Consider the following 18,055-nt stretch of genomic DNA (forward strand, 5'->3'; position numbering starts at 1 on the left):
ATCGTCAACTGGCCCAAGTCCCGCGTGATGCTGTCCCGCGGCGGCTCCACCTACTCCCGCCTGATGCTGAACGTCCCGATCCGCGACGTCACCGGTGGCTACCGCGCCTTCCGCAAGGAGACCCTGCTGGGTCTGGGCATGGACCAGGTCGCCTCGGCCGGCTACTGCTTCCAGGTCGACCTCGCCTGGCGCGCGGTCAAGGCGGGCTTCAAGGTCACCGAGGTCCCGATCACCTTCATCGAGCGCGAGCTGGGCGCCTCCAAGATGAGCCGCAACATCGTCGTCGAGGCCCTGCTGCGGGTCACCGCCTGGGGCGTCGAGACCCGCCTCCAGCAGCTCACCGGGAAGAAGAAGTAACCCTCGGCCGAGCCGAGTTGACGCGGCCGTCCCGTCCTGCCGGGACGGCGGACGGTTCGCCCGGCGGCGAAGCGTCCCGCCCCTAGGGTGCGGCCATGACCGAATCCGACGCCCGATGGTGGGACGCTCTGCTGCTGCTCGCCCTGATCTGGGGCAGCAGTTTCCTCTTCGTCAAAATCGCGGTCCAGGTGATGCCGCCCGGATACGTGGCACTGGCGCGGCTGGCGACCGGTGCGGTGACCCTGCTGGCCGTCCTGGCCGCCACCGGACAGCGGCTGCCGCGCGGCAAGGAGGTCTGGGGGCACTCGGCGGTGACCGCGCTGCTGGTGAACGTCGCCCCCTTCACCCTGTTCTCCTGGGGCGAGCAGCACGTGTCCTCGCTGCTGGCCGGGATCTTCAACGCCACCACACCGGTGCTGGCGATGCTGGTGGCCCCGGTGCTGCTGCCGGCCGAACGCCCCGACCGCCGCCGTCTGGTCGGCCTGCCGATCGGCTTGGCCGGGGTCCTGGTGGTGCTCGGGGTCTGGCGCGGTACGGCCGGCCAGAGCCCGGCCGGCCAGCTGGCCTGCCTGGCCGCGGCCGCCTGCTACGCGCTCGGCTTCCCGTACGCCAAGCGGACGCTGGCCGGGCGCGGCGAGTCCGCGGTGGCGCTCTCGGCGGTGCAGGTCGTCCTGGGGGCCGCCGAGGCGGCCGCGGTGGCGCCGCTGCTCTCGGGCGGCCTTCCGACCGGCGTGGGCCGCTGGTGCACGCTGCCGGTGATCGGCTCGGTGCTGGCGCTCGGCGTCCTGTGCACCGGGGTCGCGTACCCGCTCAACTACCGCGTCATCCGTCGGGCCGGAGCGGTGGCGGCCACGATGGTCTCGTACCTGATGCCGCTGGTCGCGGTGGTCGCGGGCGTGCTGCTGCTCGACGAGCGGGTGACCTGGAACCAGCCGGCGGGAGCGGTGGTGGTGCTGCTCGGCGTGGCCGTGGCCCAGGGCGTGCTGCCGGTCGGGGCGCGGCGCCGGCCGGCGGGGGATCCGGTCGAGGCGGTGCCGCCGGAGCCGGTGCGGACACCGTCGGAGCGGTCATCCGCCTGACAGGACGGTGAACGCCGGGTACCGTGCGCAGCGGGCCTGGGAGGGGAGTCCGCGGGCCGGGGGAGCGGCGTACTGGCGTGATGTGGTTGATCACCCGCCTGGGCGCGCCTACCCGGCATTCGTCGGCCGCTGCTCCCAAGCTGGTACCGCACGGGACCCGGACCGGGCCCGCCACACCGACCAGGGAGCAGAAGTGACGCCGTCCCCGTCCGACGAGACCGGAGCCCAGCCGGCCGACCGAGGCATGGGGACCCCGGCCGCCCGTCCGCTCCGGATCGAGGTCTTCACCGGCCCGGAGGCCGGCTTCTTCGCGACCTCCTCCCTGATCATGGGCGAGCGGACCGCGATCCTGGTCGACGCCCAGCTCACCCGCAGCGCCGGACGCGAACTCGCCGAGTGGGTCGCGGGCAAGCAGCTCCAGCTGCTGGCCGTGGTGATCACGCACCAGCACCCCGACCACTACTTCGGCGCCGAGGAGGTGCTGAAGCTCTTCCCCAAGGCCCAGCTGCTGGCCGCGCCGTCCGTGGTGGAGGCGATCGCCCGGACCGCCGCCGCCAAGGTCGCCGAGTGGAAGCCGGTGTACGGCGACGACATCCCCGACCACCCGCTGCTGCCCGTGCCGCTGCTGCCGCAGCCGCTGATGGTCGACCGGCAGCTGATCCGGGTCCTGAACCTCGGCCAGGGCGACTGCGAGGCATCCACCCTCGTCTACGTCCCCAGCGCCCGTACCGTCGTGGCGGGCGACTACGCCTACCACGGCACCCACGTCTGGACCGCCGACACCGACGAGGCCCAGCGCCTGGACTGGGCCCACAACCTGGCCCGGATCGCCGATCTGGACGTGGACCGGGTGATCGCCGGACACCGCGCGCCCGGGTACGACGACGACGCCATCCGGGTGCTCGCCTTCACCGGCGAGTACCTGCAGGACTTCGACCGCGCCCTCGCCGAGCACCCCGACGATCCCGAGGCCCTCGCCGCCGCGGTCAACGAACGCCACGGGGGCCTCACACTGCCGGTGTTCCTGGAGCGCAGCGCGGCCGCCAACACCGCCCGGCTCGCCGCGGTCCCGCCGGAGACCGGCGAGCCGGTCGGGCCCGTCGTCACGGAGCGGCACGACGAGACCGGGATCGTCGAGGCGGAGATCGTCGACGAACCCTGAGCAACTGCGGTGCCGGCGGCGGCGGATACTGGCGGCATGGCGGAGTACGACGCGCTGGTGCTGGCCGGGGGTGCTGCCCGCAGGCTCGGCGGGGTGGACAAGCCGGCGCTCCAGGTCGGCGGACGGACCCTGCTCGACCGGGTGCTCGCCGCCTGCGCCGGCGCCAGCACCACGGTGGTGGTCGGCCCGCCCAGGGACACCGTGCGTGACGGCGTGACCTGGACCAGGGAGCAGCCGCCCGGCGGCGGCCCGGTCGCCGCCGTCGCCGCCGGACTCGGGCGGATCACCGCCGAACGCGTCCTGCTGCTTGCCGCCGACCTGCCGTTCCTCGACCCGCCGACCGTCCGCCGGCTGCTCGCCGCGCTGGACGGGAGCGGGTGCGAGGGCGCGCTGCTGGTCGACGCCGAGGGCCGCGACCAGCCGCTGGCCGCCGCGTACCGCACCGCCGCGCTGCGACGCACGCTCGCCGGCCTGGGCGATCCGGACGGGCTGCCGCTGCGCCGCCTGCTCGCCCCGCTGGACCTGGTACGGCTGGCCGACCGGCGGGGCGCGTCCCACGACTGCGACACCTGGGAGGAGCTGGCCCGGGCGCGGGAGCGCGCGGAGCGGGCGCCGGACGGGTGAGTACCGAAGGGGCGCTCCGCCCGGGCGGAGCGCCGGCCTCCGGTGCGCCGGTGGCTCACGGGCGGTCAGGGGTGGTGGTGAGCGAAACGACTCGCGATCCTCACCTGCCGACGGGTCCGGTGGGCGCCGGATCGGGCAGCATGGGCCCTATGGAGCGCACGCTGGATGACTGGATCGCCGAAGTCAGCACCGAGCTGGGGATCGACCTGGAGGTGGACGTACGCGGCCTGCTGGACCTCGCCCGGGTGGTCGCGCACGGCGTGGACCGTCCGGCGGCCCCGCTGACCACCTTCCTGATCGGCTACGCCGCCGCCCAGCAGGGTGGTGGGCCGCAGGCCGTCGCCAAGGCCGGTGCCCGGACCGCCGCGCTGGCCGAGCGCTGGGCTGCGGCCGCGCAGGAGGCCTCCACCGAAGCGGGCGGCGGACCGGGGGCGGGGCCGGCGTGAGCGCGCTGACCGATGCGCCCGGGGCGACCGGCACGGAGCGGACGGGAAGCGGCGCCAGGGCGGGAACCGCGCCGCTGAGCCGCAGCGGGTGGCCGCAGGCACGCCGGGCGGCCCGGCTGGCGGTGCACGGGCCCCTGCCCGAGGTGGAGGTCCCACTCGCCGAGGCCCTCGGCACCACCCTGGCGGCGCCGCTGGCCGCGCTCACCGACCTGCCCGCCTTCGACACCTCGGCGATGGACGGCTGGGCGGTCGCCGGCCCCGGCCCCTGGCGCACCTCGGGCCGGATCCTGGCAGGCGATCCGGCGGGGCGCGGCGAGGCCCCGGACGCCCCGGACGCCGCGGACCGGTCCGGGGAACGGCACCCCGGCACGCTCGCCGACGGCGAGGCCGTGGAGATCGCGACCGGGGCGCGGGTCCCGGCCGGTGCCACCGGGGTGCTGCGCCGGGAGCACGGCCGGGTCGACCGCGGCCTGCTGTACCCGCTGGACGACCTGGCGCCCGGGCAGGACGTCCGGCCGCGCGGCCAGGAGTGCCGACGGGACGAGCCGCTGCTGCCCGCTGGTACGCCCGTCACCCCCGCGGTACTCGGGCTGGCCGCCGCCTGCGGCCACGACCGGCTGGCCGTGCACCGTCGTCCCACCGTCGAACTGCTGCTGCTCGGGGACGAGTTGCTCGACTCGGGGATTCCGGCGGACGGACGGGTCCGGGACGCGCTCGGCCCGCTGCTGCCGCCGTGGCTGACCGCGGCGGGGGCGGAGGTGACCGGGGTGCGCCGGATCGGGGACGACTTCGGACTGCTCCGGGACGCCGTACGGTTCTCGGCCGCCGACGTCGTGGTCACCACGGGCGGTACCGCGGCCGGGCCGGTGGACTTCCTGCACGAGGCGCTGGCGGCGGTCGGGGCCCGGCTGCTGGTCGACGGCGTCGCGGTCCGCCCCGGCCATCCGATGCTGCTGGCCGAACTCCCCGGCGGACGGCACCTGGTGGGCCTGCCCGGCAATCCGCTGGCAGCCGTCGCGGGGACGGTCACACTCGCCCTGCCGCTGCTGCACGCCCTCTCGGGCCGTGCGCCCGACACCTCCCGGCCGGCCGTCACGGCGAGGGACCTTCCCGGGCATCCGGCGGACACCCGGCTGCTGCCGGTGGTCCGTACCGACCGGGGTGTGGTGCCGCTGGCCTTCGACGGCCCCGCGATGCTCCGGGGCCTGGCGCTCGCCGAGGCACTCGCGGTGGTCCCGCCGGGCGGTGTCCCGGCCGGTGCCCGGGTGGAGCTGCTCGCGGCGCCGTAGGTCCCGAGCGGCGGTGTCCCGGCAGCGCGCGGCGGGCTGAACCCGCGTCAGCCACCGGCCGTGACCCGCCCGGATGGGCGGCGGCCCGCCCGGGCCGGGAGGTAGCGTCGGTGCCATGTATGCGATCACGATTCCTGAGCCCGGCGGTCCGGAAGTGCTGGCCTGGGCGGAGGTGCCGGACCCGGTGCCCGCGGCGGGGGAGGTGCTGGTCGAGGTGGTGGCCAGTGCCGTCAACCGCGCGGACCTGCTGCAGCGGCAGGGGTTCTACGACCCGCCGCCGGGCTCGTCCCCGTACCCCGGCCTCGAGTGCGCCGGGCGGATCGTCGCGCTCGGCCCGGGTGTGGCGGGTTGGGCGGTCGGGGACGAGGTGTGCGCCCTGCTCAGCGGCGGCGGGTACGCCCAGCGGGTGGCGGTGCCGGCCGGGCAACTGCTGCCGGTGCCCAAGGGGTTGAGCCCCATCGAGGCGGCCGCACTGCCCGAGGTGGTCTGCACGGTCTGGTCCAACGTGTTCCAGGTGGCCCATCTGCGCCCCGGCGAGACGCTGTTGGTGCAGGGCGGCGCGAGCGGGATCGGGACGATGGCGATCCAACTGGGCAAGGCGGTCGGTGCCAGGGTGGCGGTGACGGCGGGCAGCGCGGCGAAGTTGGCGCGCTGCCGGGAGCTGGGCGCGGACATCACGATCGACTACCGGGAACAGGACTTCGTGGCGGCGCTGCGCGAGGCCACCGACGGTGCCGGGGCGGACGTGATCCTGGACATCATCGGCGCCAAGTACCTGCAGCGGAACGTGGACGCGCTGGCGGTCAACGGCCGTCTGGTGATCATCGGCCTGCAGGGCGGTGTGAAGGGCGAGATCAACCTCAACACCCTGCTGCGCAAGCGCGCCGCCGTGGCCGCCACCAACCTGCGCGGCCGCCCGCTGGGGGAGAAGGCTGCGATCGTGGCGGCAGTGCGCGAGCACGTCTGGCCGCTGGTCGAGAGCGGTGTGGTCAAGCCCGTGATCGACCGGGTGCTGCCGATGGCCGACGCCGGCGCCGCCCACCAGGTGGTCGAGGCGGGTGAGCAGGTCGGCAAGGTCGTCCTCCAGGCCTGAACGGCGGTCGGCGCCGGTGGCGCGGTGGTCCTCGGCGGACCACCGCGCAGGCGGCCGGGCTCTGTGCGGCCGGGCGGCCGTGCGTGCTCGCCGACGCCAGCCGGTGCCTTCGCACGTGACGGCGGTTCGTCCGCCGACGGGGCGCCGGAGTGCCCCGTGAGCCTCGGACGCCCTTGACCGAAGCGGCAGTTGCCGCAGTCACAGACGTGCCGGTCGCGGCCTTCGAGGTCGCGGATCGGGCCGGTCGGTGCGCGGGGTGGCCGGGCAGGGTGGTGCGGTGGGCCGCGGTTACGCCGGGTGGTCGTGACGCCGGGTGACCGGGGTGTCCGAAATGCCTGAAGTGTCGGAATATGTGACGCTGGTCCGGAGCTGTCCCGCCGCCGACCGCGTCCCGAGCGCGCTCGGCCGTCGGAAGGACCTCCGTCCGTGGCCGCACCAACGCACGCGTTCTCCATGCTCTGCGCCGCGCTGCCGCCCTGCTGCGCCGGGCCGCACCGGTGGGCGGCGGTCGCCGCCGCCGGGGTGGCCGTTCCGCTGCTGCTGGCCGGTCCGGCCCTGGCGGTCGGCGGCGGTGTCGCCCCCCTGACGGCTTCGGTGGGTACGGCTCCGGTACGGCCGATGGGTGCGCCGGCTGCCGCCGGGTCCGGCGTACCCGAGGTGCAGGACCATGCCGCTCCGCCGCCCGAGCCGTCCCCCGCCGGGAGTGCCGTCCAGTCGCCGGCGGAGCAGGCCGGAGCCGTGCCGGGCCGCTCCGCCGCGCCTTCGGCCGCGGCCTCGCCGGCGCCCTCGGTGCCGTCCCCGGCCGGCTCCGCTCCCGCGACCGCGCCGAGCGGCGCGGTCGGTGCTGCCGGTGCTGCCGGTGCGCAGCCCGGCGGGGAGGGCAGGGAGGCCGCGGAGCCGAGCGCCGCACCCTCCGGGGACGGTTCCGGAGGTGGCCCGTCCGACGGCGCGGGCGGTTCCGGCGACCGGCCGTGGGGCACGTTCTGGGACGGTGCCCCCGGCGCGCCGCCATGGGTGGTGCGCCGCTGGGCCAGGGGCGGCCTGCGCCATCCCGCCCCCGCCCACCGGCCCGGCCCGGACGACGGCGAAGGTCCGTTCGGGGGGGACGCCCCGGAGAACGGGCCGCAGGACCCGGAGCCGGGCGACGAGCCCTCGCCGACCGCCGATGCGAGCGCCCCGGCCGCGGCGCACACCCAGGCGCAGGGCGCCGGCGGGCTGTCCGGGCCGATCCGGTGGACGGACCCGTCCAACCTCCAGTTCCCGCTCGGAGCCGGGCTGACCATGATCGGCTGCGGACTGGCGCTGATCGGACTGCGGCTGCGCGGGCGCTGAGGGTGCGGCCACTGCGGCCGGTGGGGGGGCCGCTCCGGCGCCCGGAGTGGTGACGGACGGTCAGTGGAGTGGGGGTGGGGTGGCGGGTGGCCGGTCCTGGCGGGGCATCATGGTGGGTCAGTTGACCCCCTCGCCGCCCGAAGCATATGAAGGAGCTATGACGAAGCCGATGAACGAACGGTCGCAGTCGGAGTCGTACCAGGCGGCGACCCAGGGGGCGGACGAGGGCGCGAAGGTGTTGATCGTCGGCCCGGACGGGCTGCCCATCGGTGCGGTCCCCGGCCCTCTCGCGGGCCGGTTCGGCGACGGCGAGGGCGCGAGTGCGGAGTCCCGGGAGCTTCCGGTGACCGAGATGGTCGAGCAGCCGGCCAAGGTCATGCGCATCGGCAGCATGATCAAGCAGCTGCTGGAGGAGGTCAGGGCGGCGCCTCTGGACGAGGCCAGCCGTGCCCGGCTGAAGGACATCCACGCCAGCTCGATCAAGGAACTGGAACTGGGGCTGGCACCCGAGCTGGTCGAGGAGCTGGAGCGGCTCTCGCTGCCCTTCACCGAGGACTCCATCCCCACCGAGGCCGAGCTGCGGATCGCCCAGGCCCAGCTGGTGGGTTGGCTGGAGGGCCTGTTCCACGGGATCCAGACCGCGCTGTTCGCGCAGCAGATGGCCGCGCGGGCACAGCTGGAGCAGATGCGACGGGCGCTGCCGCCGGGCAGCCACGGCATGGAGCCGGAGGACGAGGAGTCCGTGCCGGGCCGCGGCATCCGCTCGGGCCCGTACCTCTAGGCCTTCTCGCCCAGACCTTCTCATCGGCGGGGCCCCGCCCGGGAGCCCGCCCGGCAGTGGCGCGGGGAACAGTGCGACCGGCCGGGCGTGACCGAGGCGGAGCCGCCCGAGCGGCCCGCCCGCGGCGTCACGCCGTCCCGCAGGTGCGGGATCTGCGGAGCGGTACTGGGCGCCCTCCGCCAGGGCCGGGCTCGGTGCGCACCCCATGGCACCGGGCCGTCATCAGCCCGGCCCGGTTCCCCGCCCGCCCGACGGCACCCGGCCGCCGCCCGATGCGCCCCAGGCCCGAAGCCGTGGTGGTTTGCCGCTACTCTGACCCCTGTTGTCGGCCCTGGCCGCCGACCGGCGGGCCCCGGGCCCGGACGAGACGACACGGCTGCGGACCGACGCGCCGAGGGGGAGTGGATGACCATGAGCGAGGACGGCACCGCGACGGGCGGGCCTGCGGTGGGATCCTCTCTGGGACGCGGCCGGTACGTGCTGCAGCGCCCGCTCGGTCAGGGCGGCATGGCCGCCGTGCACCTGGCGCACGACACGGTGCTGGACCGCCAGGTCGCGGTGAAGACGCTGCACACCGAGCTCGGCCGCGAGGACTCCTTCAAGCTGCGGTTCCGTCGCGAGGCGCAGGCGGTCGCCAAGCTCCAGCACATCAACATCGTCTCGGTCTTCGACAGCGGTGAGGACATCGGCCCGGACGGCTCGGTGACCCCGTACATCGTCATGGAGTACGTCGAGGGCAAGTCGCTGCGCGACGTGCTCAACGACGCGATGGCGCAGTACGGCGCGATGCCCGTCGAGCAGGCGCTGAAGATGACCGCCGCCGTGCTGTCGGCGCTGGACGCCTCGCACGACCAGGGCCTGGTGCACCGCGACATCAAGCCGGGCAACGTCATGGTCAGCACCAAGGGCGTCGTCAAGGTGATGGACTTCGGCATCGCGCGTGCGCTGCAGTCCGACGTGACCTCGATGACCCAGACCGGCATGGTGGTCGGTACCCCGCAGTACCTCTCGCCGGAGCAGGCGCTCGGCAAGAGCGTGGACGCGCGCTCCGACCTGTACTCGGTGGGCTGCATGCTCTTCGAGCTGCTCACCGGCAGTCTGCCGTTCGACGGGGACACCGCCTTCTCGATCGCGTACAAGCACGTGCAGGAGGAGCCCCCGGCGCCGTCCACGGTGAACCGGGCGGTGCCGCCCGCAGTGGACGAGCTGGTGGCCCGGGCGCTGCGCAAGGATCCGGCGCACCGGTTCCCGAGCGCGGAGGCGATGCGCGCCGAGGTCGAGCGGATCACCTCCGGGACGCAGGGCGGCACGCCGCTCCAGGCGAGCACCCCGCTGGTGATCAGCGAGGGGCCGCGCTCGGTGAGCGCCACGCCCTCGATGGCCAACTTCCCGCAGGTGCAGCCGCAGTACCAGCAGCAGCCCTCCTTCCCGCCGGGACCGCACACCCCGCCGGGACCGCAGCCTCCGTACCAGCAGACGCCGCAGACGCCGCAGCCGTTCCCCCAGGTGCCGCCGCACCAGCAGCCGGCCCAGGGGTTCCAGCAGACGCCGGCGCCCTTCCCGCCGCAGTACCGCACGCCGACGCCGTTCCCGCAGCAGGCGCAGACCCCGCCGTCGTTCCCGCAGCAGGTGGCGCCCACGCCGCAGCTCTTCCCGGCCCCGCAGCCGCAGCCGTTCGCGCCGCGTCCGGCGAACAACAGCAGCGGCAACGGCTGCGGGACGGCGCTGGTGGTGATCGGCGTGATCGTCGGCCTGATCGTGCTGGCCGTGATCATCGTCGGTATCGTGGCGGCCAAGAAGGAGAAGCAGAAGATTTCGAACTTCGACACGACCGGTGCCCGGTCACTGTCCGTGGTCCAACTCGATCAGGGTCGGAACGGTACGTTCTGAACCGCATTGCCAGGGCCTGCGGTTCCACGCTCGGCGCGGCGAAGCGGTAGCGTTCGGAGGACGTAACCGAAGGGCGACCGCGCACCGAGCGACAGCCCGGGGCGAGGAGTGATGGCACAGACACAGCAGCCGGGAGACGGCGAGGCGGAGCGCGCTCAGGGTGCCGGTGGCCAGGGTTCCGGCGGCCGGAGGTACGCGGACGAGAGCACCCAGCAGACACCCCAGCTGCCGGATGCCGGCCCGGAGGCGGACGAGACACCGCTGCTGCCGGCCGACCAGACGTTCACCCCGAGCCGCGGCACCGCGGCACCGCTGGGCACCCTCGGCGACGGCCGCTACCGCGTCACCCACCGGCTCGGCCGGGGCGGCATGGCGGAGGTCTACGCCGCACAGGACGTACGGCTCGGCCGGACCGTCGCGGTGAAGCTGCTCCGCTCCGACCTGGCCCAGGACGATGTGGCCCGGCTGCGCTTCACCCGCGAGGCGCACGCGGTCGCGGCACTCAACCACCACTCGATCGTCTCGGTGTACGACACCGGCGAGGAGGAGCTCGCGGGGGACTCGACCCCGTACATCGTGATGGAGCTGGTCGAGGGCCGCACCGTCCGCGAGCTCCTGATCGACGAGGACGCGCCGCCGGTCGACCAGGCGCTGATCATCACCGCCGGGGTGCTGGAGGCGCTCGCCTACAGCCACCGCAACGGCATCGTGCACCGCGACATCAAGCCCGCCAACGTCATCATCACCAGCACCGGTGCGGTCAAGGTGATGGACTTCGGCATCGCCCGCGCGCTGACCGGCGGCGCCACCACCATGACCCAGACCGGCATGGTGATGGGCACCCCGCAGTACCTGTCGCCGGAACAGGCCCTGGGCAAGCCGGTCGACCACCGGTCGGACCTGTACGCGGCCGGCTGCATGCTCTACGAGCTGCTGACGCTCCGTCCGCCGTTCACCGGCGACACCCCGCTCTCGGTGGTCTACCAGCACGTCCAGGACATGCCGGTGCCGCCCTCGCAGGCCAACAGCCGGGTGTCCGCCCAGCTCGACGAGCTGGTGCTGCGCTCGCTGGCCAAGGACCCGGAGGACCGCTACCAGAGCGCGGACGAGTTCCGGGCCCACGTCCAGCACGCCCTGCGGGAGATGCACAGCGCGGCCGGTGCCGGGTTCGCGACCGGGCCGACCGCCATCGTCCCCGGCGTTCCGGGCCACGGCGGTTCGGGCGGCTACCAGGGCTACGGCGACGGGTCGGCCGGTGCCACCGCCGTCACCAAGCCGCTGGGTTCGGTCGACGGGCCGGGCGTTGCCGCCGGTACCCCGAACGACCAGACGGCGATGCTGCCGTACCCGGCCGCCGCGCAGTACAACGCCCCGGCCGGCCAGTACCAGGGCGGTTCGTACGACGGCGGGCACGGCGGTTACGACGACGGCTACGGCGACGAGGGCGGCGGGCGCAAGCGCAAGCCGTGGGCGCTGGTGGGCGGGCTCGTGGTGCTGCTGACGGTGGTGGCGATCGGTGCCGCGATGGCGCTGAACCGGACCACCAAGCCGCACGACTACACGAAGACGCCCAAGCCCGACACGTCGCAGAGCCAGGCCGCGGAGCCGGCCCCGACGGCCGACACGTCGTCGCCGTCGCCCTTGCCGAGCCGCAACGCGGGCGGCAACACCAACCCGGGCCGCAACTCGCAGCCGCCGGAGACGCAGGACAGCTGGCCGTCGGCCCCGACACCCGGGCACTCCGCCGGGGCCTCCATGTCGCCGGCCCCGTCGGCCTCGGCCTCGGCGCCGGTCACCCCGCCGACGGACTCGCCGACCGACTCGCCGACCCCGTCACACTCCAGCAAGCCGAACCCCGGCCCCAGCTCCACCGGCGGCGCGAGCACCCCGCCGGACCCCGGCAAGGGCCCCGGTGGCACGGGTACGACCCCCTGAGCCTTCGCGGGGCAAGGGGAGGATTTCCCGGGCTCCCGCCAAGCCCGCCCAACACGTTGCACCGCTCGACCTCGCGGTCGGGCGGTGCAACGTGTTTTGGGGGCGAGTGCGGGTGGGTGCCTCCGGTGCGCGCACGTTGATCGAGCGGGGCGCCGAGGCCTCTGCGGGCGGTCAGTTGGTGAAGGCGTCCAGGACCTGTTCGTACTCCTCGCACCACCAGGTGAGTTGGCCGGCCGAGGCGGGGAAGAGCGGGTCGGCACGGTGGTCACCGCGCTGGTAGTGCCACTGGAGCATCCAGAGGTCGTTGAGGCGTTCCCACCACACCCGGTGTACGGCGGCGGCCAGTTGGGCCGGGGACGCGGCGCCGTAGGCCCGGTACGCCTGGGAGTAGCGGCGGACCCGGACGAGGTCGAGGACACCGGTCTTCCGGTCGTTGAAGATCAGGGTGGCGGCCCGTACGGCCTCCTCCGCCTGCGGCCGGACGCCGAGCTTGTCCCAGTCCAGGACGGCCGCCGGCCGCTCGCCGCGGTAGAGCAGGTTGAGGCCGTGGAAGTCGCCGTGGGTCCACCCGGTCGGCGGGGCCGTCTCCGGCGCGGGTCGCCGGTGCCGGTGGAGGGCGATCAGTTCCAGCCGTTCGGCCAGGCGCTGTTCGGCGAGTTCGTCGAAGGGGTCGTAGGACTCGGCACGGGCGATCCGTCGGCGCAGTTCGCCGACCAGCCGCACGGTCTCGGCCGGGTCGGCGGTGGCATGGCCGGCGGGCTGCCGTACGGGGGCGCAGACTTCCTTGAGTGCGCCGTGGATCCGTGCGAGCAGCGCGCCGAGCTCGGCGGACTGCTCACAGCTCAGCTCGGTGCCGTGCCGGTGCCTGCCGACGACCCAGGGGTAGAGGGCGAACAGCCGCCCGCCGTAGGAGGTCACGGTCCGGCCGCCGAGGGCCGGCAGCGGCGGCGGGGTGGGCAGTCCGAGGGCGTGCAGGTCACGGGTGGCGCGGTGCTGGGCGGTGATCGCGGTGCGGGTGGCGGTGACGTGGTCGACGTAGCACTTGAGGAAGTAGCGGCCGGATCCGGTGGTGATCCGGTAGCCCCGGTTGAGCAGCCCTTCGGCCACCGGCCGTATCTCGCGGGGCCTGCCGAGCCGGTAGGAACGCAGCACCCCGGTCGCGTCCTCGTGTGCGACCGGGGGGCTGAGGGTGCCGAAGGGGGGTGCGGTGCGGTCCGGGCGAGGCGGCGCGCACACGATGATCTGGCCTTGCGTTGTCACGGAACAGGAGCGTAATGAAGTCCTACACAGGTACTTGACATTGTGTTGGGAGTGTGGTTAATGCAGATGATCGGCCTGCCGCCGGGCCACATAGGCGGCCGCCTGGGTGCGGCGCTCCATTCCCATCTTGGCCAGCAGACTTGAGACGTAGTTCTTGACGGTCTTCTCGGCCAGGTGCAGTTCGTTGCCGATCTGACGATTGGTCATTCCCTCGCCGATCAGGTCGAGAATGCGCCGTTCCTGCTTGGTCAGCTGGGCGAGCCGCTCGTCCTCCTTCTCGCCGCCGTCACGCAGCCGCTCCAGCACCCGGCTGGTGGCGACCGGGTCGAGCAGCGACTTTCCCGCCGCCACGTCGCGGACCGCCGAAACCAGATCGGTGCCGCGGATCGCCTTCAGTACGTACCCGGATGCTCCGGCCATGATCGCGTCGAAAAGCGCCTCGTCATCCGAGAAGGAGGTCAGCATCAGGCACCTGGTCTCGGGTCGGTGCGAGCGGACTTCGCGGCAGACCTCGACGCCGTTGCCGTCCGGCAGGCGGACGTCGAGGATCGCCACGTCGGGGCTCGTGGCCGGGATCCGGGTCAGTGCCTCGGCGACGGTGCCGGCCTCGCCGACGATCACGATGTCGTCCTCCGTGGACAGAAGGTCGTGCACGCCGCGCCGGACGACCTCATGATCATCTAGTAGGAAAACCCTGATTTGTCCGTTTCCAGTCACGGTCAAATGCTCCCATATCGGACCATGGAAGACATATCGCCTGTGTCGGTCCCGGCACAGAATCGGTGCCGATTACCCCCTTACGCGAAAGGCTCCGCCCGGATAGCGTGCGCAGGTGTCCTGACGGCCACCGCGTGAGAGCTGCACCACACCTGCCGCTCTCGGGCGTGAACAAGTAGGACGTCCTAGCGCAAGCGCGCCAAGGGGCTCCGCTGGGTAACGTTCTCGTGAGGGACGCCGTCGGAAAGGGAACACCACCTGCCTAGCAGTCGGTGCGCACACCCACGCGTGCCTGCGAGGCGGTGACCGGACCGGTCACCGGCGACCCCGGGCGGCCGGACAGACCGAGGAGTGAACGTGACCGTCAAAAGCACGGCGAGGGCGCGCAAGAAGGCCGCCCCCGGCGTCCCTGACAACCTCCGCACAAAGGGTTCGGACGCCCCGCCGGAGCTCGTGCAGCTACTCACGCCCGAAGGGGAGCGGGTCGAGAACCCGGAATTCCCGCTGGCGATCACCGATGACGAGCTTCGCTCGCTCTACCGGGACCTGGTGCTGGTCCGGCGCTTCGACGCCGAGGCCACCTCGCTGCAGCGCCAGGGCGAACTGGGCCTGTGGGCCTCGCTGCTGGGCCAGGAGGCCGCCCAGGTCGGTTCGGGCCGTGCGATGCGCCCCGGTGACTACGCCTTCCCGACCTACCGCGAGCACGGCGTCGCCTGGTGCCGCGACGTGGACCCGCTGAACCTGCTCGGCATGTTCCGCGGTGTGAACCACGGCGGTTGGGACCCGAACGAGAAGAACTTCCACCTCTACACCATCGTGATCGGGTCGCAGACGCTGCACGCCACCGGCTACGCGATGGGCATCACCAAGGACGGTGCCGACGACGCGGTGATCGCGTACTTCGGCGACGGCGCCTCCAGCCAGGGTGATGTCAACGAGGCCTTCACCTTCGCCTCGGTCTACAACTCCCCGGTCGTCTTCTTCTGCCAGAACAACCAGTGGGCGATCTCCGAGCCCACCACCGTGCAGACCCGGATCCCGCTCTACCGCCGCGCCTCCGGCTTCGGTTTCCCGGGCGTGCGGGTGGACGGCAACGACGTGCTGGCCTGCCTCGCGGTCACCCGCTGGGCGCTCGATTACGCCCGCAGCGGCAACGGCCCGGTGCTGATCGAGGCGTTCACCTACCGGATGGGCGCGCACACCACCTCCGACGACCCGACCCGCTACCGGATGAGCGAGGAGACCGAGGCCTGGAAGGCCAAGGACCCGATCACCCGGCTCAGGGCCTACCTGGAGAAGCAGGGCCTGGCGGACGAGGCGTTCTTCGCCGGGATCGACGCGGAGAGCGAGGAGTTGGGGCTGCGGGTGCGCGAGGGCGTGCGCAGCATGCCGGACCCGGACCCGACCCTGATCTTCGACCACGTGTACGCCGAGCCGCACGCGCTGGTCGAGGAAGAGCGGGCTGAGTACGAGGCGTACGCGGCGTCCTTCGAGGGCGGGGAGAACCACTGATGGCAGGTCAGCTCAGCATTGCCAAGGCGCTCAACGAGGCCCTGCGCAAGTCACTGGAGAGTGACCCGAAGACCGTCCTGATGGGCGAGGACATCGGGAAGCTCGGCGGCGTCTTCCGGATCACCGACGGCCTGCAGAAGGACTTCGGCGAGAGCCGGGTCATCGACACCCCGCTCGCCGAGTCCGGGATCATGGGCACCGCGATCGGCCTCGCGCTCAGGGGCTACCGGCCGGTCGTGGAGATCCAGTTCGACGGCTTCGTCTACCCGGCCTTCGACCAGATCGTCTCCCAGCTGGCGAAGATGCACGCCCGTGCGCTCGGCCACGTGAAGATGCCGGTCACCGTCCGCATCCCGTACGCGGGCGGCATCGGCGCGGTCGAGCACCACAGCGAGTCCCACGAGGCGTACTTCGCGCACACCGCGGGCCTGCGGGTGGTCTCCCCGTCCAGCGCCCAGGACGCGCACTGGATGCTCCGCCAGTCCATCGAGTCCGACGACCCGGTGATCTTCCTGGAGCCCAAGCGCCGGTACTGGGACAAGGGCGAGGTCCTGGACGCGCCCGACCTTCCGCTGCACGCCGCCCGGGTGGTGCGGCCCGGCACGGACGCCACCCTGATCGCCTACGGCCCGATGGTGAAGGTCTGCCTGGAGGCCGCCGCGGCCGCTGAGGAGGAGGGTCGGCAGCTGGAGGTCATCGACCTGCGCTCGCTCTCCCCGGTCGACTTCGGCACCCTGGAGGCCTCGCTCAAGCGCACCGGACGCGGCATCGTGGTGCACGAGGCGCCGGTCTTCATGGGCATGGGCGCCGAACTCGCCGCCCGGCTCACCGAGCGGTGCTTCTACCACCTGGAGGCTCCGGTGCTGCGGGTCGGCGGCTACTTCGCGCCGTACCCGCCGTCACGGGTCGAGGAGGCCTACCTGCCCGACCTGGACCGCGTACTCGACGCCGTCGACCGCGCGCTGGCGTTCTGATCACCGGGAGCGATGATGACCACTGAAGTTCGCTCGCTCCGCGAGTTCAAGATGCCGGACGTCGGCGAGGGCCTCACCGAGGCCGAGATCCTGACCTGGTACGTCAAGCCCGGCGACGAGGTGACGGACGGTCAGGTGGTCTGCGAGGTGGAGACCGCCAAGGCCGCGGTCGAGCTGCCGATCCCGTTCAACGGGGTGGTGGAGCAGCTCTTCTTCCCCGCCGGGACCACGGTGGACGTCGGTACGGCGATCATCTCGGTCGCGGTCGGCGCCAGCGCCGGTGAGGCCGCTCCGGCCCCGGCGGCGGCCGCCGCGGCGGAGGAAGAGGCCGTGCCCGAGCGCCGCGAGGTGCTCGTCGGCTACGGGCCGCGCACCGGGGGCACCCAGCGCCGGGCCCGGCGCAGTGCCGCAGCCGCCCCGGCCGGACCTGCCGAGGCGCCGGCTCCCGCGGCTTACGCGCCGCCGCAGCCGGTCGCGGCCCCGGTGGCCCCGGTCGCTCCGGTGGCCGCCCCGGTGGTGGCCGAGCGGCCGCTGGCCAAGCCGCCGGTGCGCAAGCTGGCCAAGGACCTCGGGATCGACCTGCGGACCGTCGTTCCGACCGGCCCCGAGGGTGTGATCACCCGCGAGGACGTCCACGCGGCGGCCCGGGCGGCGGCCGCCCCGGCCCAGGCTCCGGTGGCTCCGGCCGTCGCGCCGGCTCCGGCTGAGGAGGCCGTGGCGGCGGTGGCGCAGCCGGTGCCCGCCGGGCGGGGTGACGTCCGGGTGCCGGTCAAGGGCGTCCGGAAGGCCACCGCGCAGGCGATGGTGGCCTCTGCCTTCACCGCGCCGCACGTCACCGAGTTCGTCCAGGTCGACGTGACCCGGACGATGAAGCTGGTCCGCGAGCTCAAGGAGAGCGGCGAGCTGGGCGCGGGCGTCCGGGTCAGCCCGCTGCTGCTGGTCGCCAAGGCGCTGCTGACCGCGGTCCGGCGCTACCCGGAGATCAATGCCGCCTGGGACGAGGCCACCCAGGAGATCGTGATCAAGGGTCAGGTCAACCTCGGTATCGCGGCGGCCACCCCGCGCGGTCTGATCGTGCCCAACATCAAGGACGCCGGGGCCCAGACCCTGCCGCAACTGGCGGTCTCGCTCGGTGAGTTGATCGACACCGCGCGCCAGGGCAAGACCCCGCCGGCCGACATGCAGGGCGGCAGCATCACCATCACCAACGTCGGCGTCTTCGGCGTCGACACCGGCACCCCGATCCTCAACCCCGGCGAGGCCGCCATCCTGGCCTTCGGCGCGGTGCGGGAACTGCCGTGGGTGCACAAGGGCAAGGTGGTGCCGCGTCAGGTCACCACCCTCGCACTCTCCTTCGACCACCGCCTGGTCGACGGCGAGCTCGGCTCCAAGGTCCTGGCGGACGTCGCCGCGATCCTGGAGCGTCCGAAGCGCCTGATCACCTGGGGCTGATCCGGTCAAGTGGCGCTCCCCGTGAGCGCGTTGGGCCGGGGTGGGGGGGGGGGGGGGGGGGGGGGGGGGGAAACAAAGCGGAAGGGGGGAAGGAGGGGGGAAGGGGGGGGGGGGGGAGGGTTTCCTTTTTTCCCGGAAAAAACAAAAAAAAC

14 protein-coding genes and 2 pseudogenes are annotated in these 18,055 nt (G+C 73.5%); 14 read left to right on the forward strand and 2 right to left on the reverse strand.

From position 1 onward, the window contains the following. From ACZ5ON_RS23435 to ACZ5ON_RS23485, 11 genes and pseudogenes are all read left to right on the forward strand, one after another. Positions 1–357, forward strand: a 357-nt coding sequence (locus tag ACZ5ON_RS23435) for a glycosyltransferase family protein (protein ID WP_465595947.1), incomplete at its 5' end; no start/stop codon positions are given. A gap of 95 nt (positions 358–452) precedes the next feature. After that, positions 453–1,436 carry a DMT family transporter gene (locus ACZ5ON_RS23440; protein ID WP_465595950.1) on the forward strand — a complete coding sequence of 328 codons (984 nt, stop codon included), beginning with the start codon at positions 453–455 and terminating at the stop codon, positions 1,434–1,436. 193 nt (positions 1,437–1,629) lie between these two features. Continuing rightward, positions 1,630–2,598 carry an MBL fold metallo-hydrolase gene (locus tag ACZ5ON_RS23445; RefSeq protein ID WP_465595953.1) on the forward strand — a complete coding sequence of 323 codons (969 nt, stop codon included), beginning with the start codon at positions 1,630–1,632 and terminating at the stop codon, positions 2,596–2,598. A gap of 36 nt (positions 2,599–2,634) precedes the next feature. Further along, positions 2,635–3,198 (forward strand): annotated as a pseudogene (gene mobA / locus ACZ5ON_RS23450) (molybdenum cofactor guanylyltransferase); the annotation flags it as partial. A 185-nt stretch (positions 3,199–3,383) separates the two neighbouring features. Continuing rightward, positions 3,384–3,668 (forward strand): annotated as a pseudogene (locus ACZ5ON_RS23455) (DUF6457 domain-containing protein); the annotation flags it as partial. A 5-nt stretch (positions 3,669–3,673) separates the two neighbouring features. Further along, positions 3,674–4,957: a molybdopterin molybdotransferase MoeA gene (locus ACZ5ON_RS23460; protein ID WP_465596283.1), complete on the forward strand. Its 1,284-nt coding sequence runs from the start codon at positions 3,674–3,676 to the stop codon at positions 4,955–4,957. A 115-nt stretch (positions 4,958–5,072) separates the two neighbouring features. Further along, a complete protein-coding gene (locus ACZ5ON_RS23465; protein ID WP_465595956.1) occupies positions 5,073–6,050 on the forward strand; it encodes an NAD(P)H-quinone oxidoreductase in 978 nt (325 codons plus the stop codon). A 426-nt stretch (positions 6,051–6,476) separates the two neighbouring features. Further along, positions 6,477–7,382 carry a hypothetical protein gene (locus tag ACZ5ON_RS23470; RefSeq protein ID WP_465595959.1) on the forward strand — a complete coding sequence of 302 codons (906 nt, stop codon included), beginning with the start codon at positions 6,477–6,479 and terminating at the stop codon, positions 7,380–7,382. 157 nt (positions 7,383–7,539) lie between these two features. Further along, positions 7,540–8,163, forward strand: a complete 624-nt coding sequence (locus tag ACZ5ON_RS23475; RefSeq protein WP_465595962.1) for a bacterial proteasome activator family protein — start codon at positions 7,540–7,542, stop codon at positions 8,161–8,163. A 411-nt stretch (positions 8,164–8,574) separates the two neighbouring features. Continuing rightward, positions 8,575–10,053, forward strand: coding sequence for a protein kinase domain-containing protein (locus ACZ5ON_RS23480; RefSeq protein WP_465596286.1), 1,479 nt, complete (start codon positions 8,575–8,577; stop codon positions 10,051–10,053). Positions 10,054–10,164: 111 nt separating this feature from the next. Then, positions 10,165–11,988, forward strand: coding sequence for a protein kinase domain-containing protein (locus ACZ5ON_RS23485; RefSeq protein WP_465595965.1), 1,824 nt, complete (start codon positions 10,165–10,167; stop codon positions 11,986–11,988). A 171-nt stretch (positions 11,989–12,159) separates the two neighbouring features. On the opposite strand, the gene ACZ5ON_RS23490 is transcribed toward ACZ5ON_RS23485, so the two are convergent. Next, positions 12,160–13,248, reverse strand: coding sequence for a phosphotransferase (locus ACZ5ON_RS23490; protein WP_465595968.1), 1,089 nt, complete (start codon positions 13,246–13,248; stop codon positions 12,160–12,162). Between the two features lie 57 nt (positions 13,249–13,305). Next, positions 13,306–13,965: a response regulator gene (locus ACZ5ON_RS23495; RefSeq protein WP_465595971.1), complete on the reverse strand. Its 660-nt coding sequence runs from the start codon at positions 13,963–13,965 to the stop codon at positions 13,306–13,308. A gap of 357 nt (positions 13,966–14,322) precedes the next feature. On the opposite strand from ACZ5ON_RS23495, the gene pdhA reads away from it, so the two are divergent. The 3 genes from pdhA to ACZ5ON_RS23510 are packed head-to-tail and all read left to right on the forward strand — an operon-like array spanning position 14,323 to position 17,903. After that, positions 14,323–15,477: a pyruvate dehydrogenase (acetyl-transferring) E1 component subunit alpha gene (pdhA, locus tag ACZ5ON_RS23500; RefSeq protein ID WP_465595974.1), complete on the forward strand. Its 1,155-nt coding sequence runs from the start codon at positions 14,323–14,325 to the stop codon at positions 15,475–15,477. Next, positions 15,477–16,451: an alpha-ketoacid dehydrogenase subunit beta gene (locus tag ACZ5ON_RS23505; RefSeq protein WP_465595977.1), complete on the forward strand. Its 975-nt coding sequence runs from the start codon at positions 15,477–15,479 to the stop codon at positions 16,449–16,451. The genes pdhA and ACZ5ON_RS23505 overlap by 1 nt, the downstream gene beginning before the upstream one ends. Positions 16,452–16,466: 15 nt before the next feature. Beyond that, complete coding sequence (locus ACZ5ON_RS23510) at positions 16,467–17,903, forward strand: dihydrolipoamide acetyltransferase family protein (RefSeq protein WP_465595980.1); 1,437 nt, start codon at positions 16,467–16,469, stop codon at positions 17,901–17,903. Positions 17,904–18,055: the final 152 nt, after the last annotated feature.

Source organism: Kitasatospora sp. NPDC032150 (genome assembly GCF_055579945.1).

Bases quoted from the DNA above. Each gene is read 5' to 3' on its own strand.
- ACZ5ON_RS23505 (WP_465595977.1), top strand. From the start codon at position 15,477: ATGGCAGGTCAGCTCAGCATTGCCAAGGCGCTCAACGAGGCCCTGCGC.
- ACZ5ON_RS23440 (WP_465595950.1), top strand. From the start codon at position 453: ATGACCGAATCCGACGCCCGATGGTGGGACGCTCTGCTGCTGCTCGCC.
- ACZ5ON_RS23510 (WP_465595980.1), top strand. From the start codon at position 16,467: ATGACCACTGAAGTTCGCTCGCTCCGCGAGTTCAAGATGCCGGACGTC.
- ACZ5ON_RS23485 (WP_465595965.1), top strand. From the start codon at position 10,165: ATGGCACAGACACAGCAGCCGGGAGACGGCGAGGCGGAGCGCGCTCAG.
- ACZ5ON_RS23465 (WP_465595956.1), top strand. From the start codon at position 5,073: ATGTATGCGATCACGATTCCTGAGCCCGGCGGTCCGGAAGTGCTGGCC.
- ACZ5ON_RS23480 (WP_465596286.1), top strand. From the start codon at position 8,575: ATGAGCGAGGACGGCACCGCGACGGGCGGGCCTGCGGTGGGATCCTCT.
- ACZ5ON_RS23475 (WP_465595962.1), top strand. From the start codon at position 7,540: ATGACGAAGCCGATGAACGAACGGTCGCAGTCGGAGTCGTACCAGGCG.